General features: G+C 31.1%; 28 protein-coding genes and 1 pseudogene. 17 read left to right on the top strand and 12 right to left on the bottom strand.

Features of this window, described 5'->3' with window-relative positions:
• Positions 1-20: 20 nt before the first annotated feature.
• The 4 genes from ABXT58_RS00960 to ehuA all read left to right on the top strand — a co-directional run bounded on the left by ABXT58_RS00960 (position 21) and on the right by ehuA (position 3,092).
• Entirely contained in the window at positions 21-872 is an 852-nt protein-coding gene (locus ABXT58_RS00960; protein ID WP_415284949.1) for a transporter substrate-binding domain-containing protein, read from the top strand.
• Between the two features lie 80 nt (positions 873-952).
• Entirely contained in the window at positions 953-1,624 is a 672-nt protein-coding gene (gene ehuC / locus ABXT58_RS00965) for an ectoine/hydroxyectoine ABC transporter permease subunit EhuC (protein ID WP_415304201.1), read from the top strand.
• A gap of 1 nt (position 1,625) precedes the next feature.
• Positions 1,626-2,303 carry an ectoine/hydroxyectoine ABC transporter permease subunit EhuD gene (ehuD, locus tag ABXT58_RS00970; RefSeq protein WP_415304202.1) on the top strand — a complete coding sequence of 226 codons (678 nt, stop codon included), beginning with the start codon at positions 1,626-1,628 and terminating at the stop codon, positions 2,301-2,303.
• Positions 2,304-3,092: an ectoine/hydroxyectoine ABC transporter ATP-binding protein EhuA gene (gene ehuA / locus ABXT58_RS00975; protein ID WP_415304203.1), complete on the top strand. Its 789-nt coding sequence runs from the start codon at positions 2,304-2,306 to the stop codon at positions 3,090-3,092. It abuts the gene before it with no gap.
• A gap of 16 nt (positions 3,093-3,108) precedes the next feature.
• Here the strand turns inward: ehuA and ABXT58_RS00980 are convergent, their stop codons facing one another.
• Positions 3,109-3,651 carry a TraR/DksA family transcriptional regulator gene (locus ABXT58_RS00980; protein WP_415304204.1) on the bottom strand — a complete coding sequence of 181 codons (543 nt, stop codon included), beginning with the start codon at positions 3,649-3,651 and terminating at the stop codon, positions 3,109-3,111.
• Positions 3,652-3,757: 106 nt separating this feature from the next.
• Between ABXT58_RS00980 and ABXT58_RS00985 the strand changes: the two genes are divergently transcribed.
• Both ABXT58_RS00985 and ABXT58_RS00990 read left to right on the top strand, forming a co-directional pair.
• Complete coding sequence (locus ABXT58_RS00985) at positions 3,758-5,080, top strand: glycosyltransferase family 39 protein (RefSeq protein ID WP_415304205.1); 1,323 nt, start codon at positions 3,758-3,760, stop codon at positions 5,078-5,080.
• Positions 5,077-5,949, top strand: coding sequence for a glycosyltransferase family 2 protein (locus ABXT58_RS00990; RefSeq protein WP_415304206.1), 873 nt, complete (start codon positions 5,077-5,079; stop codon positions 5,947-5,949). Before ABXT58_RS00985 ends, ABXT58_RS00990 begins: the two co-directional genes overlap by 4 nt.
• Here the strand turns inward: ABXT58_RS00990 and ABXT58_RS00995 are convergent.
• Positions 5,942-7,222 (bottom strand): Y-family DNA polymerase, encoded by a 1,281-nt coding sequence (locus tag ABXT58_RS00995; RefSeq protein ID WP_415304207.1) that lies wholly within the window; start codon positions 7,220-7,222, stop codon positions 5,942-5,944. The two genes, ABXT58_RS00990 and ABXT58_RS00995, sit on opposite strands and share 8 nt — an antisense overlap.
• A complete protein-coding gene (locus tag ABXT58_RS01000; protein ID WP_415304208.1) occupies positions 7,200-7,595 on the bottom strand; it encodes a LexA family protein in 396 nt (131 codons plus the stop codon). The genes ABXT58_RS00995 and ABXT58_RS01000 overlap by 23 nt, the downstream gene beginning before the upstream one ends.
• A gap of 219 nt (positions 7,596-7,814) precedes the next feature.
• Here ABXT58_RS01000 and ABXT58_RS01005 point away from each other — a divergent pair.
• The 6 genes and pseudogenes from ABXT58_RS01005 (at position 7,815) to recA (ending at position 12,178) form a co-directional block, all read left to right on the top strand.
• A pseudogene (locus ABXT58_RS01005) lies at positions 7,815-8,317 on the top strand (SOUL family heme-binding protein).
• A 13-nt stretch (positions 8,318-8,330) separates the two neighbouring features.
• Positions 8,331-8,693, top strand: coding sequence for a GFA family protein (locus ABXT58_RS01010; protein WP_415304209.1), 363 nt, complete (start codon positions 8,331-8,333; stop codon positions 8,691-8,693).
• Between the two features lie 6 nt (positions 8,694-8,699).
• Complete coding sequence (locus ABXT58_RS01015; RefSeq protein ID WP_415304210.1) at positions 8,700-9,626, top strand: uridine kinase; 927 nt, start codon at positions 8,700-8,702, stop codon at positions 9,624-9,626.
• Entirely contained in the window at positions 9,626-10,165 is a 540-nt protein-coding gene (locus ABXT58_RS01020; protein ID WP_415304211.1) for a TolC family protein, read from the top strand. The genes ABXT58_RS01015 and ABXT58_RS01020 overlap by 1 nt, the downstream gene beginning before the upstream one ends.
• Positions 10,166-10,259: 94 nt before the next feature.
• Positions 10,260-10,925: a TolC family protein gene (locus ABXT58_RS01025; RefSeq protein WP_415304212.1), complete on the top strand. Its 666-nt coding sequence runs from the start codon at positions 10,260-10,262 to the stop codon at positions 10,923-10,925.
• Positions 10,926-11,026: 101 nt separating this feature from the next.
• Positions 11,027-12,178, top strand: a complete 1,152-nt coding sequence (gene recA / locus ABXT58_RS01030) for a recombinase RecA (RefSeq protein ID WP_415304213.1) — start codon at positions 11,027-11,029, stop codon at positions 12,176-12,178.
• A 177-nt stretch (positions 12,179-12,355) separates the two neighbouring features.
• On the opposite strand, the gene ABXT58_RS01035 is transcribed toward recA, so the two are convergent.
• The 8 genes from ABXT58_RS01035 to ABXT58_RS01070 form a co-directional block, all read right to left on the bottom strand.
• Positions 12,356-12,826, bottom strand: coding sequence for a type IV pilin protein (locus ABXT58_RS01035; RefSeq protein WP_415304214.1), 471 nt, complete (start codon positions 12,824-12,826; stop codon positions 12,356-12,358).
• The gene (locus ABXT58_RS01040) at positions 12,819-13,343 is read right to left on the bottom strand and encodes a type IV pilin protein (RefSeq protein ID WP_415304215.1); all 525 of its coding nucleotides are present in this window, start codon (positions 13,341-13,343) and stop codon (positions 12,819-12,821) included. The genes ABXT58_RS01035 and ABXT58_RS01040 overlap by 8 nt, the downstream gene beginning before the upstream one ends.
• A gap of 357 nt (positions 13,344-13,700) precedes the next feature.
• Positions 13,701-14,174, bottom strand: a complete 474-nt coding sequence (locus ABXT58_RS01045) for a pilin (protein WP_415304216.1) — start codon at positions 14,172-14,174, stop codon at positions 13,701-13,703.
• Positions 14,175-14,219: 45 nt separating this feature from the next.
• On the bottom strand, positions 14,220-14,678 hold the full coding sequence (locus ABXT58_RS01050; protein WP_415304217.1) for a type II secretion system protein: 459 nt from the start codon (positions 14,676-14,678) through the stop codon (positions 14,220-14,222).
• A complete protein-coding gene (locus tag ABXT58_RS01055; RefSeq protein ID WP_415304218.1) occupies positions 14,678-15,166 on the bottom strand; it encodes a type IV pilin protein in 489 nt (162 codons plus the stop codon). The genes ABXT58_RS01050 and ABXT58_RS01055 overlap by 1 nt, the downstream gene beginning before the upstream one ends.
• 349 nt (positions 15,167-15,515) lie before the next feature.
• Positions 15,516-16,052 (bottom strand): type IV pilin protein, encoded by a 537-nt coding sequence (locus ABXT58_RS01060; RefSeq protein WP_415304219.1) that lies wholly within the window; start codon positions 16,050-16,052, stop codon positions 15,516-15,518.
• Positions 16,037-16,555 (bottom strand): type IV pilin protein, encoded by a 519-nt coding sequence (locus ABXT58_RS01065; protein WP_415304902.1) that lies wholly within the window; start codon positions 16,553-16,555, stop codon positions 16,037-16,039. The genes ABXT58_RS01060 and ABXT58_RS01065 overlap by 16 nt, the downstream gene beginning before the upstream one ends.
• Complete coding sequence (locus ABXT58_RS01070) at positions 16,552-17,082, bottom strand: type IV pilin protein (RefSeq protein WP_415304220.1); 531 nt, start codon at positions 17,080-17,082, stop codon at positions 16,552-16,554. Before ABXT58_RS01070 ends, ABXT58_RS01065 begins: the two co-directional genes overlap by 4 nt.
• A gap of 274 nt (positions 17,083-17,356) precedes the next feature.
• On the opposite strand from ABXT58_RS01070, the gene alaS reads away from it, so the two are divergent.
• The gene (gene alaS / locus ABXT58_RS01075; RefSeq protein WP_415304221.1) at positions 17,357-20,026 is read left to right on the top strand and encodes an alanine--tRNA ligase; all 2,670 of its coding nucleotides are present in this window, start codon (positions 17,357-17,359) and stop codon (positions 20,024-20,026) included.
• Here alaS and ABXT58_RS01080 read toward each other — a convergent pair.
• A complete protein-coding gene (locus ABXT58_RS01080) occupies positions 20,019-21,233 on the bottom strand; it encodes an NADP-dependent isocitrate dehydrogenase (RefSeq protein ID WP_415304222.1) in 1,215 nt (404 codons plus the stop codon). The genes alaS and ABXT58_RS01080 overlap by 8 nt on opposite strands.
• 77 nt (positions 21,234-21,310) lie before the next feature.
• Between ABXT58_RS01080 and ABXT58_RS01085 the strand changes: the two genes are divergently transcribed.
• The 4 genes from ABXT58_RS01085 to ABXT58_RS01100 are packed head-to-tail and all read left to right on the top strand — an operon-like array spanning position 21,311 to position 24,289.
• Positions 21,311-21,958 carry a phosphatidylserine decarboxylase gene (locus ABXT58_RS01085; protein WP_415304223.1) on the top strand — a complete coding sequence of 216 codons (648 nt, stop codon included), beginning with the start codon at positions 21,311-21,313 and terminating at the stop codon, positions 21,956-21,958.
• A gap of 3 nt (positions 21,959-21,961) precedes the next feature.
• Positions 21,962-22,765 carry a CDP-diacylglycerol--serine O-phosphatidyltransferase gene (gene pssA, locus ABXT58_RS01090; RefSeq protein WP_415304224.1) on the top strand — a complete coding sequence of 268 codons (804 nt, stop codon included), beginning with the start codon at positions 21,962-21,964 and terminating at the stop codon, positions 22,763-22,765.
• Entirely contained in the window at positions 22,766-23,677 is a 912-nt protein-coding gene (locus tag ABXT58_RS01095) for a glycosyltransferase (protein WP_415304225.1), read from the top strand.
• Positions 23,678-24,289 carry an RlmE family RNA methyltransferase gene (locus tag ABXT58_RS01100; RefSeq protein ID WP_415304226.1) on the top strand — a complete coding sequence of 204 codons (612 nt, stop codon included), beginning with the start codon at positions 23,678-23,680 and terminating at the stop codon, positions 24,287-24,289.
• Positions 24,290-24,292: the final 3 nt, after the last annotated feature.

Consider the following 24,292-nt stretch of genomic DNA (forward strand, 5'->3'; position numbering starts at 1 on the left):
ACTTAAATAGAGGAAAAAAAATGAATAGATTTTTAAAATCAATTGGAGTCTTTCTTGTAATTCTTTTTAGTATTACTGCAGTTAGCGCTGAAACGTTGACTAGTAAATTAAAAGGTGGTGACAAGTTAAGACTTGGGTTTGGAACTGCAGTGCCATGGGCTTATGCGGGAGATAACGGTCAAGCTTTAGGATTTGTTAATATGATAGCTTTAACAGTTCTTGAAGAAATGGGAATTACAGAAGATCAAACTGAAACTAAAGTTTTTGAATGGTCTGGATTAATACCTGGATTAAATGCAAATCGTTCAGATATGGTTACTGGTGGTATGTATATTCTAAAAAGTAGATGTGCAAACATGAACTTTTCTGATCCTATAGGTGTTTTTGGTGATGCCATGATGGTTCCAAAAGGAAATCCTCAAGGAATTAATAATTATGCAGATGTTATTAGAACTGGTGCAAAACTTGTAACTGGTGCTGGATTTAACACTGTTGAAGCTGCTAAAAAGTATGGTGTTCCTGAAAGTCAAATGATGTTAGTTGAAGGTGAAGTTGGAATTCTTGCTGCAATGAAAGCTGGAAGAGCTGATGTTGCTGTGCAAACATTCTTTGGTGCAAAAGAGCATGAAGCAAAAAGTAACGGTATGTTTGAAGTGACTGACCCTAAATTAATGCCTAAAGAAACTTTAAACGTAGTTGGTATTGGTTTTAGAAAAAGTGATGTTGAATTTAGAGATAATTTCAATGCAGCTTTAGCAAAAGTTATGGCTAACCCAGCAAAAATGTTAGAGAGAGCTGGTGAGTATGGTTATGATAAAGCTCAACTACCACCTCCTTCAATGAGTACTGAGTGGGCTTGTTCAACTAAGTAATATTAGTAATAGATTAATTTAATCAGGCGATGAATAAAAGTCGCCTGATTTTTTTTTAAATTTAATTAAAGGTTTTAAAAGTGAGTTATTTTTCATTCTTAGCTGAACACGGATCTACTTTATTGCTAGGAACAGTTACTACAGTTAAGGTATTAATTTGTGCTACTATTCTCTATGTAATAATTTCCATAATTTTTGGGTTAATGAGAGTGTCAAATAATTCAGTTATTCAGGGCGCTGCAACTATTTATATAGAATTTTTTAGAGGCACATCTTTAATGGTGCAATTATTTTGGGTTTATTATGTCTTACCTTTTTTTGGTATGTCTCTTGAGGCATTCACTTCAGGTGTTGTAGCTATAGGGATGAATTTTGGTGCTTATGGAGCCGAAATAGTAAGAGGTGGAATAATAGCAGTACCAAAAGGTCAATGGGAAGGAGCTTATGCTCTTAACTTTAGTTCAGCAAAAAGAATGAGGAGAATTATTATACCACAAATTTTTCCAGTTATACTTCCACCTGCAGCAAACTTGACTGTAGAACTTTTAAAAGCTACCGCACTAGTTGCACTAGTAACTGTTGTTGACTTAACATTTGAAGCAAAACAAATTAATTCTATTACATGGTTATCTGCGCAATGTTTTGGAACAGCACTTATAATATATTATATTATATCGAGATTTTTTCTTGTCCCTTTTTTACGTTGGTTAGAGGTTCTTGCTGCAAGAAAAGTAGGAAAGGAGAAGATATAATATGGATGCAGAATGGAAATGGGATTTTGCTTATCAAATATTACCTAAAATGCTATGGGCAACCTTAAACACTATAATGGCTGCGGGAATAGGTTATGCAATAGCAGTTGTAGTAGGTATGCTGTTTTTATTGGGTCAACGAACACCTTATAAGTTTGTAAATATTATAGTTAGAGAAATAGTAGAATTTATTCGTTCAACTCCACTTCTTATTCAATTATTCTTTGTATATTTTGTTGGACCTCAATTTGGTATAGTTTTATCTGCTTGGGTATCAGCAATGATAACTATCGGACTTCATTTTGGAACATATCTTTCAGAGGTTTATAGAGGAGCATTAGAGGGAGTTCCCAAATCTCAGTGGGAAGCTTGCAGAGCGCTAAATTTTTCTGCAATATACACTTATAAAAGAATAATTTTTCCCCAAGCTTTTCCCATAGCAATTCCAGGAATGGGAAATTATTTAGTAGGAATTTTTAAAGATACACCATTATTATCAACTATCGGAGTTGCAGAATTATTTCATGCAGCAACAGCAGTAGGTGGGTATCATTATCGTTATTTAGAACCATATACTATGGTTGGAATTATTTTCTTAATTTTATCTATACCTGCAGCAATGGGTATTAGAAAATTAGAAAGATCAGTTAACAAAGCACAAGGAAAGGTAAAAAATTAAATGAATAATTCAGATGATATTCTAGTAAAGTTTTCTGATGTTACAAAACAATATGGAGATCTTGTTGTTTTAGATAAACTTAATTTGGAAATTAAAAAGAATGAAATGGTTTCAATTATTGGTCCATCAGGATCAGGTAAAACAACGGTATTAAGAACCTTGATGACTCTAGAAAAAATTGACAAGGGAGTAATTTACTTAGAAAATGAACCCTTAACTCATATGCCTGATAAAGAAGGAAAACTAGTTATTGCTAATGAAAAATATTTAAGAGAAAGAAGATCTAAAATAGGAATGGTGTTTCAGCAATTTAATCTTTTTCCTCATATGACTGCTCTACAAAATTGTATAGAGGCACCAGTTGAAGTGCTGGGTATGAAAAAAGAAGAAGCTGAAGAGAGAGCTTTAGATTTACTAGATTTAGTAGGACTGTCTGATAAAAAAGATGAACATCCTTCAAGATTATCAGGTGGTCAACAGCAAAGAGTTGCAATAGCTAGGGCTTTAGCCATGAGGCCAAAAGTTATGCTTTTAGATGAAATTACATCTGCATTAGATCCTGAGGTTGTTGGGGAAGTTTTAAATGTAATTAGATCTTTAAATAAAGAACATGATCTTACTATGATTATGGTCACACATCAGATGGGTTTTGCTAGAGAAATATCAGACCGAGTTTGTTTTTTTAATGAAGGAAAGATATTTGAGCAAGGACCACCAGAACAATTATTTGATAACCCACAGAATGAGAGAACTAAAAAATTTTTACACGCTGTTCTTGATGCTAGTTAAGAAGAATATTTAAACTTTAATCGTCAGCGTATACTTTTTCTTCTTTTTCGTGCTTTTCTTGAGCGGCAATGCAAAGATGAGCAACTGGTCTTGCCATTAATCTTTTTAAACCTATTGGTTCTGCAGTCTCTGCACAAAATCCAAAAGTTACATCTTTTATTCTTAATAAGGCTTGATCAATTTTAGAAATTAATTTTATTTGTCTATTAATCGCTTTCATTTCCACGGCTTTGTCTGTGTATGAACTTGCTTGATCAACAATATCTGCAGACACACTATTGTCATCCATTGATCCATGGTAAAGAGCTTCGTTATTTGCTTTTACTAATTCTTTTTTCCATTCTGTAAGCTTTATTTTGAAAAAGGATAAGTGTTTATCACACATATATTTCTCAGTATCTTTAGGAATGTAATTTTTTGAAATTTTGATTGGTGCCTTTATTTTTTTTTCAGTAGTAGCTACTTTTTTTATTACTTTAGCAGGCTTTTGGGTTGTAATAACAATCTTCTTTGCTTTAGCTATTGGTTTTTTAGTAGATGATTTTGAGATTTTAGGCATATATATAAATTTAAGTGGCCGGATTATATTCAGCAATTAATACGTGTCAAGCAAGCTTAATTCATATAAATTTAATGGCAGTAAATAATAATAATATAAGTCCATTATGAGTTTTAATAAAATAGATATAAATAAATTATTTTACAGTTTTATTATAATACATCTAATTTTATGGACACTGATTCCGTCATTAACAAATAACAACTTACCACTTGATACAATAGAGCATTTGGCTTGGGGTAGTAACCTAGATTGGGGTTTTAACAAACACCCACCAGCTGTTGCTTTTTTTCTTGAAGTTTTTTATCAAATCTTTGGTGCGCAAGATTGGGCTTATTATTTATTAAGTCAAATATTTGTAGTTATAGCTTTTATTGTTGTGTTTAAATTTGCAGAAGAGCTATTCAAGAATAAAACTTTAAGCTTAATATCAGTTCTTTTATTAGAGGGTATCTATTTTTATAATTTCACAACTCCAGAGTTTAATGTTAATGTTTGCCAATTACCTTTTTGGGCTTTATGTGTTTATTATTCTTGGAAATTATTTGATAAGCAAAAAATAAGCCTTAAAGATTGCTTTTGGCTGGGTGTATTTTCTGCGATAGGTTTTTTATCAAAGTATCTTTTTATTTATCTTTTAATAGCAATTGACCTATTATTTTTTTATGTAATTTTTATAAAGAAATATAAAAAATTTGATTTCAAATATTTAATATCTGTAGAAGTTTTTATTGTTCTATTAGTTCCACATCTAATTTGGCTAACAAATAATGATTATACAACTATCACTTATGGATTAGCTAGAGCTGGATTAGGGAACTCAAGTTTATTAGATCATATAATTTATCCATTAATATTTTTAGGCAAACAAACTGGGATATTAATTCCACTTTTTATTATGTCATTTTTTTTAGTTAAAAATTTTAAATTCAAGATATCACTCAAGGATAAGAAATTATTATTCTTAGTTTTTATTAATCTGGTTCCTATAGTTTTAATGTTTTTAACCTCAATGATAACTGGATCAAAAATTAGAACAATGTGGATGACACCTTTTTATTTATTTTTTGGTGTTTTAATTGTTTATATTTTCCAAACACAAATAAATCTAAAAAAGTTAAATGGTTTCATGTCGGCATTCCTAATTTTATTTATCTTTTCACCTTTTGCTTATGCTTATGTTTCAATTACAGAAACAGATAAAAGAACAGATTATTTTGGAAAAGAAATAGCAGAGAAAACCCAATATTCCTGGGATCAAGATTATAAAGAGCCTATTAATGTTGTGCTTGGAGACGAATGGCAAGCAGGAAACTTATCATATCATTTAAAATCAAGACCAGTTTGGGAGGGATTTATTACAAAAGATAAGCTAAACTCACTTACTAAATTTACCTGTATTGATAATATTTGCATTGGGAATAGATGAGTAAAATAAAAATTTTAATTCCGGTTTATAATGATTGGCAGTCATTTTTTAAGCTTATAGAAAACATTAACTCACAAATCTCAACATTAAATGATGAGTTTTCAGTAATAATAGTCAACGATGCTTCTACTGAAAATAGATCAGAGTTTTCAGTCGATTTAAATAACTTAAAGTCTGTTCAAATTATCAACATGAAAGAAAATAAGGGTCACGCAAGGTGTAATGCGGCGGGTTTAAAATATATAAATGAAAAAGAAGACTTTGATTATTTAATTCCAATGGACGGTGATGGAGAAGATAGACCCGAAGAGCTAATTTTATTGATTGAAAAAATTAAAGATTATCCAGATGCAGTTGTTACAGCGAATAGAGTAAAAAGATCTGAAGGATTTCTATTTAAGTTTTGTTATCTAGTTCATAAGTATTTAACTTTCATTTTTACAGGAAAAACCATTAAATATGGCAATTATTCTTGTCTACCCAAGTCTGTAGTTAAGAAAATGGTTAATGAACCTGCAACATGGAGTAGTTTTTCAGGCTCATTAGCAAAAACAGTAAAAGACAGAAAGTCTATTTCATCTGAAAGAGGCACAAGGTATTTTGGTCTTTCTAAAATGAGTTTTGTTAAATTGCTAAAGCACTCTCTTTCAATTATTGCAGTCTTTAAGATAACATTGTTAATTAGATCTATAATCTTTTTAATTGCTTACTTATCTTTAGTGACTGGAAAAATATCAGTTATTACATTGATACCAGTCATCGGAGTTATTGTTCTGATGCTCTCAGTAATTACTTTATCAAAGAGAGAAAATATGTCGGAATTTAATAATTCTTTAGAAAATATTGATAGTATAGATAAAATTAAATAGCTTTTATTATTGGTAATGAGTGAAAATCAGCTGTGTCTATTTTTGAAGAGTGATCTCTCCTCATATTCCATTTTTTATTAACGCCAGCACTAGCTAAACTCAGTGTTGACCGACCATATCTGTGGTTTGTGCTATCAATGGATCTCATTAAGCCTTTAATTTTCTCATCTTTTTCAGTAGAAAATAGATTCTTACTGCCACTCGAACTAACCAAACCAGTCAATGTTATTCCTGCTTTTTGATATCTGTATCCATTAATAAAAATTTCATTTAATGCGATTAAGGCAGTTTTAACTATTTCAATACTATTATTAGTGGCTATTGGAAAATCTATAGTTTTAGTATTTGAATAATATACGCCTCTATTTTGAAAGGGGCTTGTTCTAACAGAAACAGTTATCGATTTTGCTATTAAAGATTCTGATCTAATTTTTTCTGAAGCATTTAAGCAATAACTTGCAACTGCTTCTTGTAATTCTTGAAACTTTTCAACTCTTGTGCCAAATGATCTTGATACTACACAGCTTTTTCTTTTTGAAGTTTTAGTTTCTAGTGGAATGCAAGAAATACCTCTAAGCTCCAATGCAGTTCGAGAGCTTAAAACATTAGAACTTTTCTTGATCCAGGTGTTTGATATATTTTTCAATTGTTTAGCATTGTAAATTCCATTTTGATGATAGAATTTAGTTAACTGTTTACCAACTCCCCACACATCGTTGATATCTATTTTTTCTAGTAATGGATCAATATTTTCAATTCCTATTAAGTTTGTGACACCAGATTTTTTTTTCTTTGCTATATGATTTGCAATTTTGCTTAGTGTTTTTGTTTTAGCAATACCAATACTAGTTGGAATTCCTGTCCACTGTAAAACAATACTTCTAATTTCCTTTCCTACATCTTCTACTTCATCATCTGGATAATTACTTAAATCTAAAAAAGCTTCATCTACTGAATATATTTCTAATTCAGGATTAAATCTTTTTAAAGTTCTCATCACTCTTCTAGATAAATCTCCATACAAAGAATAATTTGAAGAAAAAACATAAACATTATTTATAAGTATTATATCTTTAGCTTTAAAATAAGGCTCTCCCATTTTAATACCAAGAAATTTTGCTTCATTTGATCTTGCAATAATACAGCCATCGTTATTAGATAAAACAACAACAGGTTTATTTTTAATTTTAGGATTAAATAATCTTTCACAAGATACGTAAAAAGAATTGCAATCAACTAGTGCTATTTTTTTAGTACGTTGAATGAATGACATAAGTCACAACTCCCCAAATAAATACTTCAGTTTCATCTCCAATAATTATTTTATCTTCAATATTTTTTGATCCTGACGTTAAAAATTGCTCATCTTTTGATTTAACAAAACTTTTGACAACTAATTCATCATGAACATTTGCAACAACTGTTGAAAAATTTTTAGGTTTTAAACTTCTATCAATAACCAATAGGTCACCATCATAAATACCAACATCTGTCATCGACTTTCCCTGAACCCTAATTATGAAAGTTGCTGGAACATTTTTAATTAGATGAACGTTAAGATCTACATCTTCTTCTATGTAATCTGTTGCAGGAGAGGGAAAGCCAGCACCTGCTTTGTGTAGATAAAAGGGAATAGTTAATTTCATGTTCTAGTTTTGTTCTAATTAGTAGAGTACTTATACAATGCAGTCAATAGGTTGTATTTTGAGTCTGTTAATGAATCAAAGGTGAATCAAAACGTGAACATCGAAACTATATTTTGTGGCCTTGTGAATAACTTCAACCAGAGATAGTTTAAGCCTCATATTGAAATGAAAAAAATTCTATCGATTATAATTCTTGGTTTAATTATAACCTCTAAAAGTATGGCTTATGAAGAGGCAAATTATGAAGTGGTGAAAAAAAATGAAATTTATGAAATCAGAAAATATTCTGATCGTTTAGCCATTGAAACAGAAATATCAAATCAAGGTAGCAGTTTTAGAAAACTATTTAACTACATTTCGGGCAATAATGAGAGTAATGAAGAGATTAAAATGACAACACCAGTTACTCAGGTAGAAAAAAAGGAAGCATGACCATGCAATTCTATTTACCTTCAAGATTTAATAAAGACGATATACCAAATCCATCTAATTCAGATGTAAAGATTTTAAATGTTAAAGGTGGTTATTATGCGGCTATTACATACTCAGGAAGAGCTTCTGATAAAAATTTTACTAAACATAAAAATATTTTAGAAAATGAATTAATAAAAAAGAATATATTAATTTTGAGTCCACCTATTAAAGCAACTTACAATAGCCCTTTTACATTACCTTTACTCAGAAGAAATGAGGCAATGTTTGAGATTAACATAAAAAGATAATGGAGAAAGATAAATGAAAAAACTTAAATGTCATTGTGGAGAAGTAGAGGTAGAAATAAATGTGCCTGATAATTTGGAAAAAGTTTTAAAATGTAATTGTTCTATTTGTAAGAGAAAAGGAGCAATTATGTCTATGGTTAAGAATGAAGATTTTAAAATTATTAAAGGTGAAGATAAGTTAACACTTTATCAATTTCATTCAAAAATTGCGAAACACTATTTCTGTTCTAATTGTGGAATTTACACACATCATAATCCAAGAGCCAATCCAGCTATGACAGGATTTAACCTTGGATGTATAGATGAAATAAATACTTTTGAATTAGAAAATGTTGCAATCAATGATGGTCAAAACCATCCCCTTGATAAAAAATAGTTTTTTATGCAAGAAGTTAATGATTGTTTTAACAAAGTAAAAAAAGATTATTTTAAATTTATTTCTTCTCAAGAAACAAAAAAAGACAAATTTAAAAATAAAGAAAAGATGATTAAGTCTTTTCTAATTCCTGTCAGCTTTTGGATGTCAAAAAAAGTTAATAAAAAAAAACCATTAATAATTGGTTTAGCGGGAGGGCAGGGCTCAGGCAAAACGACTATCTCATCGATTTTAACTTTAATTTTACAAAAATATTTTAAGTTAAATGTTTTTAAAGTTTCCATCGATGACTTTTATAAAACAAGAAAAGACAGAAAGTCATTATCTAAAAATAAGCACCCTTTATTAATGACAAGAGGAGTTCCTGGAACTCACGATGTAGATTTGATGTTAAATTTTTTTAAAAAGATTAAAGATAAAAACTTTAAAAGTTTGCAAATTCCAACATTTAATAAAGCAATAGATGATAGATGCCAAAAGAGCTTATGGTATAAAATTAAAACAAAGCCTGATGTAGTAATTTTTGAAGGTTGGTGTGTTGGAGCAAGAGCCCAATCAGGTAGCCAACTTAAAAAACCAATTAACTCACTTGAAAAATTTTATGATAAAGGAGCCAAGTGGAGAGCTTATGTTAATAATCAGTTGAAAACTAAATATAAGACATTATTTAGCCAATTAGATGGACTGTTATATCTAAAAGCTAAAAATTTTAATTTATTAAGAGAATGGAGATTAAAACAAGAGAGAAAGCTTTGGGTTCAAACAAAAAATAAGAAAAACCTAAAGATTATGAGTAGTGGAGACGTGATAAATTTTATGCAAACCTATCAAAGAATTACTCAACAAATGTTTAAAGATGCGCTAAAAAGCTCATCTATAATAATGAATTTAAATAGCAATCATCAGATTGAAAAGATAAAATTTAAAAAATAATGAAAAAAATAATCTTAATATTATTCTCGGTTTTATTTTTAAGTCAACATGTCTTAGCAGTAACTTTATTTGAAGCTCTTAAAGAAGCTTATAAAAATAATACTGATTTAAATGCTGAGAGAAAAAATATTGATATTTCAGAAGAAGATTTAAAGATTTCAAAAAGTAATTACTTACCCACAGTCATAATTTCTGGAAGCAAAAGTCAAGAAGACACAAGCAAATTGACCAATAGGATAGGAGTTGAGCAATCAATTAATAATGTTGATCCTGCCACTCAATCTATAAAAATTGAACAAACATTAATAGATTTTGGTAGAAGCGCAGATGTTCAAAAAAATGAAATTGGAATTAACCTTGCAGGCATAAAATTATTAAAAAAAGAACAAGAAGTTTTATTAAAAGCAATTGAAGCTTATTCAGGTTTAATATTGGCCAATGAAAAATTAAAGATCAATCAAAGCAATCTTAATTTATTAGAACGACAAGTTGAAACTAATAGAGCTAGACTAGAAAAGAGGACAAATTACCTTATCTGATCTGGCTCAATCTGAGTCCTCATTAGCTGGAGCACAAGCAAATTTTATTCAATCTCAAAATGAAATTGTATCAAATAAGTTAAATTACGAAAATGTGATTGGACCAATTACAGATATAAATAGTTTAAATAAAAATTTTGATATTCAACTTATACTTCCAAGCAGTTTAAGTGATGCAATCGATACTTCAAAAAAATACAATCCTGAATTAATTATAGCAAAGCTAGAATATGAGCAATCAGAAAAAGATGTCCTTATTTCTCGATCTGATTTATCACCATCTGCAAAACTTTCTTATGAAAATTCTAGATCCCAAGACTTGAGCTCAACATATGATGAGCGTAATAAGAATATTTTAAAAGCAACAGTTACATGGCCAATATATTCTGGTGGGAAAAATAGAGCTACGTTGAATAAAAGTCGAAACTTACGAAGTAGAAAAAAATTATTATTAGATAGTGTTATAAAAAATAATAACAATAATGTAGCAATCTCATGGTCTACACTTCAGTCTTCAAAAGGTTTATTGAATTCAGTTAATTCTCAAGTTAAGGCGGCTGAAATTGCAAATGAAGGAATAACTGTAGAGTATGAATCTGGACTTGGAAGATCTACTTTGGATGTTATTCAATCTAATTCAATTTTACTAAATTCTAGAATTGCTCTAGCAAACTCAGAAAGAAACTATCTGCTTGCTCAATTTAATGTTCTAAAATCTATAGGCCTACTAAATAGCAGCCACTTAAAACTTAGGAAATAAAGCCAATATTTACATAAAAAATTAACTATTGATAAAAAGAACAAAATGTGTACATTTAAAACAAGATTTGAATACTAATTATTTTAATAAAAAGGCATAAAATGACTAAAAACAACCTAAAAGTAGTTAAAACTACAAAAGCACAACAAACAGAAGGCAATGAAAAAAATAAAGCTTTAGACGCGGCAATGAGCCAAATTATAGATAATTTCGGAAAAGGCTCGGTTATGAAGCTTGGCCAAAGAAGAGCAATGGATATTGAATCGGTATCAACCGGCTCTTTAAGTTTAGATGTGGCACTTGGAATAGGTGGATTACCAAAAGGAAGAGTTGTTGAAGTTTATGGACCAGAATCGTCTGGTAAAACAACCCTAGCTTTACAAGTGGTAGCTGAGGCTCAAAAAGTAGGTGGAATATGTGCATTTATAGATGCAGAACATGCTTTAGACCCAATTTATGCAAAAAAACTTGGTGTAGACACTGAAGAGTTATTAATTTCACAACCAGATACTGGTGAACAAGCTTTAGAAATAGCTGATACATTAATTAAATCAGGATCTATTTCAGTAATAGTTGTTGATTCAGTTGCAGCATTAACCCCCAGAGCAGAAATTGAAGGAGAAATGGGAGATCACCACGTAGGACTTCAATCAAGATTAATGAGCCAGGCCTTGAGAAAGTTAACAGGATCAATCTCAAGCACAAATACAATGATGATTTTTATCAACCAAATTAGAATGAAAATTGGAGTTATGTTCGGAAGCCCAGAGACTACTTCAGGTGGAAATGCACTTAAATTCTATTCATCTGTTAGAATGGATATCAGAAGAATTGGTGCTATTAAAAATGGAGATGAAATCATTGGTAACTCAACAAGAGTTAAAGTGGTTAAAAATAAAGTTGCACCACCATTTAAAGTTGTTGAATTTGACCTAATGTATGGCAAAGGTATTAGTAAAGTAGGTGAATTAGTTGACCTTGGTGCAAAAGCTGACATTGTTGAAAAATCTGGAGCTTGGTATGCCTATAAAGGTGAAAAGATTGGTCAAGGTAGAGAGAATGCTAAAATCTACTTAGAGCAAAATCCTAAGATTGCTGCAGAAATAGAATTGGCAATAAGAGAAAAAGCTGGAGTAATAGCAAAAAAAATTGAAGGAAATCCACTTGATCCAGAAAAAGCTGCAAAAGATCAAATAGAAGACCCAAAGGTGGAAACTAAGATAGAAGAAACTCCACCAAAAAAAATTAGTTAAAGTCATCTTTAATTATTAAAAGGCGCTTAATTTAAGCGCCTTTTTTCCCAGACTGTTTCTAGGAATACCAACGCTTATTTAACAACACTCGCCCTCAAATCTTGCTTTATCTCTTTTGGTTCGAGTTTGATCCGAGTTTAGCTCTTATTTATATTTAGAAAAATGAAATTGTAATGATTACCATTTTTCCATTATTGAGGTAAGATATTCATCACCACCACCACTTTTGCCTACATTTGTAATCATGCGTACAGAATTTCCTATTTGCCAAAAATAAGTACGCCCCAATGGTGGAGTTGTGCTCTGGTTTTTCCAGCAACATTCTTCAGAGTTATCGTGAGTATTTTTCCAACCACTAAATTTAAAATGTTCATAAAAATAAGTAGTAAAATAATATGCACTATTAGTACAATTATAAGACCCTGTATTTGTATAGCTATATTTCATGTTAATGTATGGAGCTCCTAATTCACATTTAGCAAATGAACCATTTGCAAAAGCACTCATATTTTTATGATTTGCTTTGGCTGCTGCAATCTTTGCACTACTCGTATACCCATTATAAGCAACTACCCCTACTGCAGCGAGGATACCAATGATAGCTACAACGACTAGGAGTTCTATAAGAGTGAAGGCTTTTCTATTCATATTTAATCTCTTCCTCCAATCTATTATCAGAATTACTACACGGCTCCTTGAAACAAATACATAAGGTTATATGATCCCAGGAATTTACTGAATCAATATGAGTTATACCGACATATTGTCCTCCCCACGATGCCACTTTACAACCATTAAATCTTTGTGCACTCCAGGCAGTAGGGTTATCAGGATGTGGAGGATATGGATTTGTATATCTACCATTATTCTCCATATGATTAATAAGATATCTTGCTATGAATGTTCGTTGATCAGGTTGATAACAAGTAACTACACTTTCAGTTTTAGAACCATAGACTTTCATCATTGTTACACTTCCATAAATATCGCATTTTTGGATCACAAGATAAATTTCCTTCTTAATCGCTGCATGATTAGATTTTGCAACTGCAACCCTTGCGCTTGATGTATACCCATTATAAGCAACCACTCCTACTGCAGCGAGGATACCTATGATGGCTACAACGACTAAAAGTTCTATTAGGGTGAAACCATTTCGCTTCATAATCCAACCCTACCAATATTCAAATATGTTGTCTAGGTGATGGAATTGGCTATTTGATTTATCTCTTTTGGTTCGAGTTTGGTATCGAGTTTAAGAGATGTTTTTAGTGAATCTTTATGTGACTAATTTTTTATAAATTTTAAATCATCCGCATAACTAGTGTGAGCTAGTGTCAGCTAGTGTGAGGTAGTGTGTTCCTCAAGTGCATAATTTAAGCGCCTTTTTTCCCAGACTGAATTCAGGAATACCAACGCTTATTCAACAACACTCGCACTCAAAACTTGTTTTATCTCTTTTGTTGCTAGTATGTTGCTAGTAGTCCCACATAATCCTATAGGGTGAAGGCTTTGCGGTTCATTAAAAATTTCTTAAATCTATTTCTGTAGCACCTCTATTATCATCTCTACAAATTAATTTCCAACAAGCACGCAGTGTAAGTATGTAATTATTATCTGCATAATAACTGAGATAACCTAAGTCTGTATCTCTGCCATGTGTTTGATGATTTCTGCAAGCTTTTGTATTCGACAAGTAAGGATTCATAACTTTAGAAAGATCACCATTATTACATTCTGTATTTAAACCTTTTACTAAATCATCACTTAAAGTAATTGGACATGATATCCCAAATAATTTATCAGTTAATCCATTATTACATTTGGTTAACTCACTCATTAAAAATTTACTATAATTTTTATGATATGTTTTTACCACATTAACTTTTGCAGCACCCGTATACCCATTATAAGCAACCACACCTACAGCAGCTAGAATACCAATGATCGCTACTACAACTAGGAGTTCTATTAGGGTGAAACCATTTCGTTTCATCCAATAACATTAGCATAAAAACCTACGATGTAATAGCAACGTAATTTAATCTAATACGATTGTACTTGTTTGCCGATTTACAAGTAACCAACATTTAGTTTTATGGCAGGATTTAATTGTAATAATATTTCCACTGTAAGATATTGTAATATAGCCAACATCTATATTTTTAGTATTAGTAAAAACATTCGATTGTCTGTGTGCTTTATTTGCAGTTACATATGGATTTTTATCTTTCATAACTTGAGCTCCACCAGAAGCTATACCTGACGCATCTATACCAGAGCAATTCAAAGCACCATTATAAATTGTTGTTTCACCTAAACTACATTTCATAACTTCAGCTGAAATATATTTTACTGTTTGAGTGTGAATTGTTTTCGTTGCAGAAACTTTTGCAGCACTCGTATACCCATTATAGGCAACCACTCCTACTGCAGCAAGAATACCGATGATGGCTACTACGACTAGGAGTTCTATTAGGGTGAAGGCTTTTTGTTTCATTAATTCACATCAATAGTTGTGTTCATTGTGTTTTTTGTATTTGAGCAGGGGATTTTAAAACAAACTGAAGTAAAAATTTTAGTACCAAGCACTGAATTCATTAATACTTTACCTAAGGCTTTATCGCTATCATCTTTTCCACTTTGTATTGCAAGTTTTTTTTTAAGTGCCCAATCTGGATTACTGAACACATTTATATCTTTTAATGTATTTTCCATACATACAATAACTTGAGTAGCAGGTGATGGCTTCCCACTATTAAATTTACTACACTTTAGACATCCTTGCATTACAGATTCTTCACCTAAATCACACAATTTTATTTCTGATTGCATATATTTTATTGACTTTGTATAAATTGATTTTGTTACAGCAATCTTAGTACCACTTGTATACCCATTATAAGCAACAACTCCTACTGCAGCTAAAATACCGATGATAGCTACAACGACTAAAAGTTCTATTAGTGTGAAACCGTTTCTTTTCATCGATTAAGCCTAACAAAACAATATCTAAGTATCAAGGTGATGGAATTAGCTATTTGATTTATCTCTTTTGTTGCTAGTTTGTTAGTTAGTTTAAGAGACATTTTAGTGAATCTTTATGTGATTAATTTTTTATAAATTTTAAATCGTCCGCATAACTAGTGTCAGCTAGTGTGAGGTAGTGTGTTCCTCAAGTGCATAATTTAAGCGCCTTTTTTCCCTTACTATGTTTAGGAAAACCAAGGCTTATTCAACAACACTCTCACTCAAAACTTGTTTTAGCTCTTTCGTTGCGTGTTTGTAGCGAGTTGTCCCACATAATCCTATAGGGTGAAGGCTTTACAGTTTACTTTCATTGCCATTGGGTTTGATAGGATAGAACGTTCGTATAATTGCTACAAGGGCTATCTACGCAAGTACAGACATCAATTTTTTTTGTTGATGTTGTGTAGTGAACAAATACGTATCCTATATATTTTTCTTGAGTACAAGCCCAGCTATCACCAGATGTTGCAACATAATTTTGGCCCCAAGGTTCTTTTGTGTGATTATTTTTCCATTCAATAGAATTGTTTAAATCGTTTGTGAAATATTCTCTGAAAAAAAGATATGTATTAACATCATACCAACATCCTTTTTCATATTTAGTTTTATCACCTTGTTTCAACATCAATTTAACTTTTCCATTTGAGCTAATATCGCATTGTTGTATTAATAGATTAAGTTTTTTAACTACAGTATTGTGATTAGATTTTGAAACTGCTACCTTTGCGCTGTTAGTATACCCGTTATAAGCAACTACTCCTACAGCAGCAAGGATACCGATGATAGCTACTACGACTAGAAGTTCTATTAGGGTGAAGGCTTTACGGTTTACTTGCTGCACCATTGACTCCAACTATCTAATAAAAAAATACTATTTTCGTGATCTTTATGAGTCTTGACCCATAAGACCATTTTTTTATACCCCCCCTTACCACCAGAATTTCTACAGTCTGTTTCATCAAGTCTTAACCTACCATTAACAGTATCACCTCCGCTGCCTGTTCTAATAATTGAAGCTGCACTATTATCATATGGATTTTTGAATCCCATTTTTAAAAAATGATTCATAAATGTTTCAGCCATTTTGATTACAGTTGTTTGATTGTTAATTGCATCACAGTCAATAATGTTTCCAGAGCTAATTTCAATACTACCACTCTGTGTTTCACAAAGAGCAAACGTATGATCTATAAACTTTGAAGCCATCTTATAGTTTTGTAACGTTGCGGCTCTTTTTGCACTATTAGTATACCCATTATAAGCAACTACACCTACTGCAGCAAGAATACCGATGATGGCTACAACTACTAGGAGTTCTATTAGGGTGAAGGCTTTAGTTTTTTTTATGGATACCATTTGTAAATATCAACCACTACATTTGTTCCTGGATTGCTCCATTTATCTCCACTACATGGTAGTTGATAACACACACTGACGCTTACTCTAAAAAAACCTGTATCTCCACCAGCATTTAATAAAACATAGCCTAAGTCTCTTTCATTGCCCCAGCCACCTTCTTTAACTCCTTCATCACCAAAGCCCGCATAATTTGCCCCATATGGGTTTTTATATTTTCCCTTTAAGGCTCTTTCTATTGCAAGGACGGTACTCCCAGCAGGATTTCCTCCTGAATTTATTGAGGATGAAATTGAACTACATGTAACCTGATCGTTTAAAACTTTTTCAACACCGAGTTGGCATTTTTGTGCTTCTGCAGCCAACCATCTAACTACATTTTTTTGATTTGTTTTAGCAACTGATTTTTTTGCAGCACTAGTATACCCATTATAAGCAACCACACCTACTGCAGCTAGGATACCGATGATGGCTACAACGACTAAAAGTTCTATTAGTGTGAAACCGTTTCTTTTCATGGATTAAGCTTAACAAAACAATATCTAGGTGTCTATGGGATGGAATTAGCTATTTGATTTATCTCTTTAGGTTCGAGTTTGGTATCGAGTTTAAGAGATGTTTTTAGTGAGTCTTTATGTGATTAATTTTCTATAAATTTTAAATCGTCCACATAACTAGTGTGAGCTAGTGTCAGCTAGTGTGAGGTAGTGTGTTCCTCAAGTGCATAATTTAAGCACCTTTTTCCCCTTACACTTATATAGACATCAAATAAAAAAGTTGTATTTTAAAAATATGGCTGACAAATCTTTAAACGAAATAAGAAATACATTTTTAGCTTATTTTGAAAAAAATGATCATAAGATAGTTGAGTCTAGCAACCTAGTTCCAAATAACGATCCAACATTAATGTTTGCAAATTCTGGTATGGTGCAGTTCAAAAATGTATTTACTGGGTTGGAGAAAAGAGATTATATCAGAGCAACTACCTCACAAAAATGTGTAAGGGCAGGTGGTAAGCATAACGACCTTGAAAATGTAGGTTATACACCAAGACATCATACATTTTTTGAAATGCTTGGAAATTTTTCATTTGGAGATTATTTTAAAGAAGAGGCAATTAGTTACGCATGGAATTTAATAACTAAAGAATTGGGAATTGATAAAAATCGTCTTTATGTAACAGTTTACCATGACGATGAAGAAGCATTCAACTACTGGAAAAAAATAGCTGGTTTTAGTGATGATAGAATAATCAAGATAACAACATCAGATAACTTTTGGTCTATGGGCGACACAGGACCTTGTGGGCCATGCTCAGAAATATTTTATGATCACGGTGACCATCTAGAAGGTGGTTTGCCTGGTACTAAAAATGAAGATGGTAACCGGTTTATAGAAATATGGAATTTAGTATTCATGCAATATGAGCAAATTTCAAAAGGTAAAAGAATAAACTTACCAAAACCTTCTGTGGATACTGGTATGGGTCTTGAAAGAATAGCAGCATTATTGCAAGGAACACACGATAACTATGAAACAGATCATTTTAAAAAACTGATACTGTCTGCATCTGACACATTAAACGTTAAAGTAGATGAGATTAACCAATCTAGCTTTAGAGTAATAGCAGATCACTTACGAGCAAGTTCATTTTTATTAGCAGAAGGAGTTTTACCATCTAATGAAGGTAGGGGATATGTGCTTAGAAGAATTATGAGACGTGGAATGAGACATTCACATTTGTTAGGTTCTAAAAAACCAGTCTTTTATAATATCTTTAAAACACTTTTAGAAGAAATGTCTAATAATTATCCAGAGTTAGAAAGAGCACAATCTTTAATAAAGGAAACTTTAAAAACAGAAGAAGAAAAGTTTTTAGTTTTACTGGATAGAGGAATAAAAATATTAAATGAAGAGTTAGAGAAAGTGGAAAAAATATTACCTGGTGAAGTGGCATTTAAACTTTATGATACATTTGGTTTTCCATTAGATCTAACTGAAGATATTTTGAAAAATAAATCACTGACTGTAGATGGGAAGAAGTTTGATTTATTAATGAAAGAAAGCAAAGAATTAGCAAAAAAAAATTGGAAAGGATCAGGGGATAGTTCCATAGATCAAATATGGTTTGATATAAAAGATCGTTTAGGAGCAACTGATTTTTTAGGATATTCCACAGACAAAGCTGAAGGTGTAATTACTTTGATTCTTAAAAATAATAAAGAGGTTCAAGATCTACAAGAAAACGATGAAGGAATTATAATTACAAATCAAACACCTTTTTATGGTGAGTCAGGGGGGCAAGTTGCTGATACAGGAATAATTTCTAATGAGGTTTTTGAATTTGAAGTGTCTGATGTTCAAAAAAAACTAGGGGATTTATTTGTTCATTATGGAAAAGTTATAAAAGGTTCGATTAAATTAAAAGACAGTGTTGAATTAAAAATAGATACACAGAGAAGAAATAATATTAGAGCCTACCATTCTGCTACTCATTTATTGCACGAAGCGTTAAGAAGAGTTTTGGGCGAGCATGTAACTCAAAAAGGATCTTTAGTTCAATCTGATCGATTAAGATTTGATTTTAGTCATATGAAGCCTATCTCAGAAGAAGAGATGGGAAAAATTGAAAATTATGTTAACTCAATAATTAAAAGAAAGTCAGAGGTGAAAACAAGAATAATGACACCTAAAGAAGCTGTTGAGAATGGTGCCTTAGCTTTATTTGGAGAAAAATATGGTGATGAAGTGAGAGTTTTATCTATGGGAGACGAGGAAGGTAAATTTTTCTCAACAGAACTATGTGGAGGAACGCACGTTGTAAATACAGCTGACATCGGAAAATTTAAGGTTATAAGCCAATCATCTATTGCAGCAGGCGTAAGGAGAATTGAAGCATTAAGAGACACGCAGTTAGTTGATTTTTTAAAAGAGAAAAAAAACTTATCAAATCTGTCAGATCAAAAAAATGAGACAGTTATAAAAGAATTAGAGACAAAGATTATTAAATTAGGAGGAAAACCTAATCTTCAAAATAGTGATCAAGTAGCCTTGATAAAAGACCTTAATAGGCAATTTGATCAACTTTCAGTTAGCTCAATATTAAAAGATAAAGAAAAAAATAAAATCAATGATCAAATTATTAATGGGTTTAAAGTTAGGTTTCAAAATATTGTAGATTTACCATTTAAAGATCTACGTAAGTTAATTGATGAAGGAAAAAAAGAAATTGTTGAAGGATTAGTAATAATTTATGCAATCAATGACAATAAAGTTGGATTAGCTGTAGGTGTTACCAAAACATTAGAGGGCAAGTTTGATGCTGTAAAAATTGTCAGAGCTGGTTCAGAAGTTATTGGTGGTAAAGGTGGTGGTGGAAGAGCTGACTTTGCACAAGCTGGTGGAACATTGCCTAATAAAATTGAAGAGTCTTTTGAAAATATTAAAAAATTAATTAATTAAGCTTTTTCTTAAGCTGACCATCTAACTCATCTAAGAAACCATTAGTAGTTAAATAATTACTTGAAGGCCCAATTAAAATTGCTAAATCTTTAGTCATTGATCCATTTTCAACACAATCAATGCAAACTTTCTCTAAAGTTTTTGAAAAATTAATCAGCTCTTCGTTTCCATCTAATTTTCCTCTATGTGCAAGACCTCTAGTCCAAGCAAATATAGATGCAATTGGATTTGTAGAAGTTTCTTTACCTTGTTGATGCATTCTATAATGTCTAGTTACAGTTCCATGAGCTGCTTCAGCCTCCATTACTTTTCCATCCGGAGTTAATAGAACGCTAGTCATTAAACCTAATGAACCATATCCTTGTGCCATAGTATCTGATTGAACATCACCATCATAATTTTTACAAGCCCAAATATATTTACCGCTCCATTTCATTGCACAAGCAACCATGTCATCAATTAGTCTGTGTTCATAAGTAATTTTTAATTTTTCAAATTTTTCTTTAAATTCCTCATCAAATATTTTTTGAAAAATATCTTTAAAACGACCATCATATTGTTTTAGAATTGTATTTTTTGTTGATAAATAAACTGGCCATTCTTTAATCAAACCATAGCCAAAACAAGACCTTGCAAAGTCTTCTATTGATTTATCTAAATTGTACATTGATAAAGCTATACCTGGTCCAGGAAAATTAAAAACTTCATATTTTATTTCTTGGCTACCATCTTCAGCTGTCCATTTAACTTCCATTTTACCTTTTCCAGGAACTTTAAAATCTGTTGCTCTATATTGATCTCCAAATGCATGTCTTCCAATAATTACAGGGTCCGTCCATGAAGGCACTAATTTAGGAATATTTTTGCAAACTATTGGTTCTCTAAACACAGTTCCTCCAATAATATTTCTTATAGTTCCATTGGGAGATCTCCACATTTTTTTTAAACCAAATTCTTCAACACGGGCTTCATCGGGTGTGATTGTTGCACATTTAATACCAACACCAATTTTTTTAATTGCAGCAGCTGAATCAATTGTTATCTGATCGTTAGAATTATCTCGGCTTTTCATGCCTAAATCAAAGTATTCAATACCCAAATCTAAATATGGCAGAATAAGTTTACTTTTAATAAACTCCCATATTATTCTTGTCATTTCATCGCCATCTAGTTCTGCAACTGGGTTTTTAACCTTAATTTTAGTCATATTTGAATAATATTTATTAGTAATTGTAATTCAGTGCTTTATATACATATTAATAAAAAATTATCAAATAGAAGCTTATGTTAGAGAAAATTTTCCCAAAAATTCATTCTGAAGGATACAAATTTTTAGCTATAGCTATTATTGTAACAATTTTTTTATACTTCCTTAGCACCTTTCTTGGATTAATTGGTCTTATATTATCTATATGGGTTTATTATTTTTTTAGAGATCCTGAACGAATTTCAATAAATGATGAAAATTACCTAACTAGTCCAGCAGATGGTGAGGTTTTAATGGTTCATGAAGTGGATGGACCAAAAGAACTAGGTTTAGAAGATAAAAAATTCACTAAGATTAGTATTTTTATGAACGTATTTGATTGTCACGTTAATAGAACACCTTGTGAAGGTAAAATTTCAGAAATACTTTACAAACCAGGAAAATTTTTAAATGCATCACTCGATAAAGCAAGTGAAGACAATGAAAGAAACTATTATAAGATAACGAATAACCATGGAGAAGAGGTTATTGTTGTTCAGATTGCAGGTTTAATTGCCAGAAGAATAGTTTGTGAGTCTTCAAAGGATCAACATTTGCAACAAGGTGAGAGAATTGGAATGATAAGATTTGGAAGTAGGGCTGATGTTTATTTTGAAAACTATGAAACGTTAGTCAAAGTAGGACAAAAGACAATTGCTGGTGAAACGCTATTAGCTAAAAGATAGCTTATGGAACAACCTAAAAATAATTTTAAAATCGTATCAGATAAAAAAGCTAGAATGCTTTTGCCTAATGCACTGACATTAATAAATGTATGTATTGGTTTAAGTTCTATTAAATTTGCATTAGATGAAAAATTTGAACTATCTATTATAGCTATTATATTTGCAGCAATTTTTGATACTTTAGATGGTAGGGTTGCAAGGATGTTAAAAGGAACTTCCTTGGTTGGAAAAGAATTAGACTCATTAGCAGATTTAATTAGTTTTGGTGTAGCACCAGCTTTTATAATGTATTTCTGGTCTTTAAATAATTTAGGTAAATTTGGCTGGTTACTTACAATGATTTTTGTGGTTTGTGTTGCTCTTAGACTTGCAAGATTTAACGTGAACTCAAATTCAGAGCCATCATGGAAAGATAATTACTTTGAAGGTGTACCTTCACCAGCAGGTGGAATTTTGGTATTGATGCCGTTAATATTAAGTCTAAGTGAGATAAATTTGATAAAGATTAACTACAATATAGTAGTACCAACATTTTTTATTTTGATTTCATTTTTATTGATCAGTAAAGTTCCAACATTTGCTTTTAAAAAGATTTCCATACCACGTCGTATGACAATTTTTGCATTGTTTGGTGTTGTGTTATTTTTTGGACTTTTGTTAATATATACATTTAAAGTTTTAGTCATTTGTGGATTAATCTATATTTGCTTAATTCCATTTGGATACTTCAGTTATCAAAAAATTTATAAACAGAAAATTTTAAGTGGTGAAAATCATGATAATGATGATCTTGAAGACATATTGTAGATGAAAAAAAATGTAATTGTATCTCTGGCTGACTCAAATTACTTTGAATTACTTAATGAATTAGTCGATTCTATTAAGAGTTATGAAAAAAGCAAAGATACAGCAATCTGCATTTTAGATGCTGGTTTGTCCGAGCAACAAAGAGACATATTATCTAAAAAAGTTGACGAAATTAAATCAGCCAAATGGGACATTGATGTTTCGGCATTTAAAGTAAAAGGAAGAGAGTGGTTAAAGAGTCAAATATCTAGAGCCTTTTTACCAAAATATTTTCCTAGTTATGAAAAATTCTTATGGATTGATTGTGACGCCTGGGTAGGAGATTGGAATTCAATAGAACTTTATTTTAAAGCTTGTGAAAATGGTAAATTAGGAATTACTCAAACTTTTACACCTGGATATAAAATAATGTCTAAAGTTACTTGGATATTTGGACAACTCGCAATAATTAAATCTCAAAATTTTAAACATGCAATAAAATCAAAAATTGGAATAGATAAAGCACGAAAACTTGCCTTTGCCCCACATATTAATATTGGTGTTTTTTCTTTAGAAAAAAATTCAGTTGGATGGATTACATGGCAAAAAAATTTAGAACAAACATTAAAAGCTGGAAATATTTTTGGATCAGAACAATTAGCTATTAATATGTCTGTTTACATCGATGATTTAGAAACTGAGTTCTTGCCTCATAATTGCAATTGGTTAGTTAGTAATCTTTTACCAAAATTTAACGAACAAGAAAAAAGCTTTGTCGAACCTTATCTGCCTAATCATAAATTAGGTATAATACATCTTGCTTCTGGAATCTGGGATGATGATAAGGATATGAGACTACATAAAGAGGTAAAGGTAAACATAAAAACTTTAGAAAATAAAATTTTATCAAAAAGTTTAAGGTTTGGTCATTAATTGAAAAAGAATAGAATTTCAAAAAATTGGATTAATAAACAAAAAAGAGATATTTATGTTAGACAATCTCAGATAGATGGTTATCGAGCTAGATCAGCATATAAATTAATAGAAATAGATGAAAAATTTAAGATATTAAAAAATGGAATATCAGTAATAGATTTAGGTGCATCGCCAGGTAGCTGGTCTCAATATATTTCAAGAACAGTAAAAAGTGGAAGATTAGTTTCAATCGACATAAAGGATATGGAAGAAATTGAGAATACAATCCAAATCAAAGGTGATTTTACTGATCTAGATTCTCAAGAAAAAATAAAAGGCTTATTCAAATCAAAAGTTGATGTTGTTGTGTCTGATATGGCCGTTAATACAACGGGTATAAAAGATATAGATGCAATTTATACAGGGGAACTTGCGATGGAAGCCATGAATTTTTCTAAAGAAATGCTGGTTAAAGAAGGACGATTTGTCTCTAAGATTTTTTTAGGCTCATCATTTAACGAAATAATTGCCTTAGGCAAAAAATTATTCAAAGAAGTAAAGGTATTTAAACCTAAGTCTAGCAGAAAAGAATCTAAGGAAAGTTTTATTATTTGTAAAATCTTAAGATAGGGA

It is taken from the genome of Candidatus Pelagibacter sp. Uisw_090 (genome assembly GCF_047717845.1).
In the GTDB taxonomy this organism is placed as follows: Bacteria; Pseudomonadota; Alphaproteobacteria; order Pelagibacterales; family Pelagibacteraceae; genus Pelagibacter.

Coding starts and splice junctions, on each gene's coding strand:
- ABXT58_RS01010 (WP_415304209.1), top strand. CDS start 8,331: ATGAAAAAACTTAAATGTCATTGTGGAGAAGTAGAGGTAGAAATAAAT.
- ehuA (WP_415304203.1), top strand. CDS start 2,304: ATGAATAATTCAGATGATATTCTAGTAAAGTTTTCTGATGTTACAAAA.
- ehuD (WP_415304202.1), top strand. CDS start 1,626: ATGGATGCAGAATGGAAATGGGATTTTGCTTATCAAATATTACCTAAA.
- ABXT58_RS01095 (WP_415304225.1), top strand. CDS start 22,766: ATGAAAAAAAATGTAATTGTATCTCTGGCTGACTCAAATTACTTTGAA.
- pssA (WP_415304224.1), top strand. CDS start 21,962: ATGGAACAACCTAAAAATAATTTTAAAATCGTATCAGATAAAAAAGCT.
- ABXT58_RS01085 (WP_415304223.1), top strand. CDS start 21,311: ATGTTAGAGAAAATTTTCCCAAAAATTCATTCTGAAGGATACAAATTT.
- ABXT58_RS01000 (WP_415304208.1), bottom strand. CDS start 7,595: ATGAAATTAACTATTCCCTTTTATCTACACAAAGCAGGTGCTGGCTTT.
- ABXT58_RS01035 (WP_415304214.1), bottom strand. CDS start 12,826: ATGAATAGAAAAGCCTTCACTCTTATAGAACTCCTAGTCGTTGTAGCT.
- ABXT58_RS01040 (WP_415304215.1), bottom strand. CDS start 13,343: ATGAAGCGAAATGGTTTCACCCTAATAGAACTTTTAGTCGTTGTAGCC.
- ABXT58_RS01020 (WP_415304211.1), top strand. CDS start 9,626: ATGAAAAAAATAATCTTAATATTATTCTCGGTTTTATTTTTAAGTCAA.
- ABXT58_RS01050 (WP_415304217.1), bottom strand. CDS start 14,678: ATGAAACAAAAAGCCTTCACCCTAATAGAACTCCTAGTCGTAGTAGCC.
- ABXT58_RS00980 (WP_415304204.1), bottom strand. CDS start 3,651: ATGCCTAAAATCTCAAAATCATCTACTAAAAAACCAATAGCTAAAGCA.
- ABXT58_RS01015 (WP_415304210.1), top strand. CDS start 8,700: ATGCAAGAAGTTAATGATTGTTTTAACAAAGTAAAAAAAGATTATTTT.
- ABXT58_RS01055 (WP_415304218.1), bottom strand. CDS start 15,166: ATGAAAAGAAACGGTTTCACACTAATAGAACTTTTAGTCGTTGTAGCT.
- ABXT58_RS01045 (WP_415304216.1), bottom strand. CDS start 14,174: ATGAAACGAAATGGTTTCACCCTAATAGAACTCCTAGTTGTAGTAGCG.
- alaS (WP_415304221.1), top strand. CDS start 17,357: ATGGCTGACAAATCTTTAAACGAAATAAGAAATACATTTTTAGCTTAT.
- ABXT58_RS00960 (WP_415284949.1), top strand. CDS start 21: ATGAATAGATTTTTAAAATCAATTGGAGTCTTTCTTGTAATTCTTTTT.
- ABXT58_RS00990 (WP_415304206.1), top strand. CDS start 5,077: ATGAGTAAAATAAAAATTTTAATTCCGGTTTATAATGATTGGCAGTCA.
- ABXT58_RS00995 (WP_415304207.1), bottom strand. CDS start 7,222: ATGTCATTCATTCAACGTACTAAAAAAATAGCACTAGTTGATTGCAAT.
- ABXT58_RS01080 (WP_415304222.1), bottom strand. CDS start 21,233: ATGACTAAAATTAAGGTTAAAAACCCAGTTGCAGAACTAGATGGCGAT.
- ABXT58_RS01060 (WP_415304219.1), bottom strand. CDS start 16,052: ATGGTGCAGCAAGTAAACCGTAAAGCCTTCACCCTAATAGAACTTCTA.
- ABXT58_RS00985 (WP_415304205.1), top strand. CDS start 3,758: ATGAGTTTTAATAAAATAGATATAAATAAATTATTTTACAGTTTTATT.
- recA (WP_415304213.1), top strand. CDS start 11,027: ATGACTAAAAACAACCTAAAAGTAGTTAAAACTACAAAAGCACAACAA.
- ABXT58_RS01070 (WP_415304220.1), bottom strand. CDS start 17,082: ATGAAAAGAAACGGTTTCACACTAATAGAACTTTTAGTCGTTGTAGCC.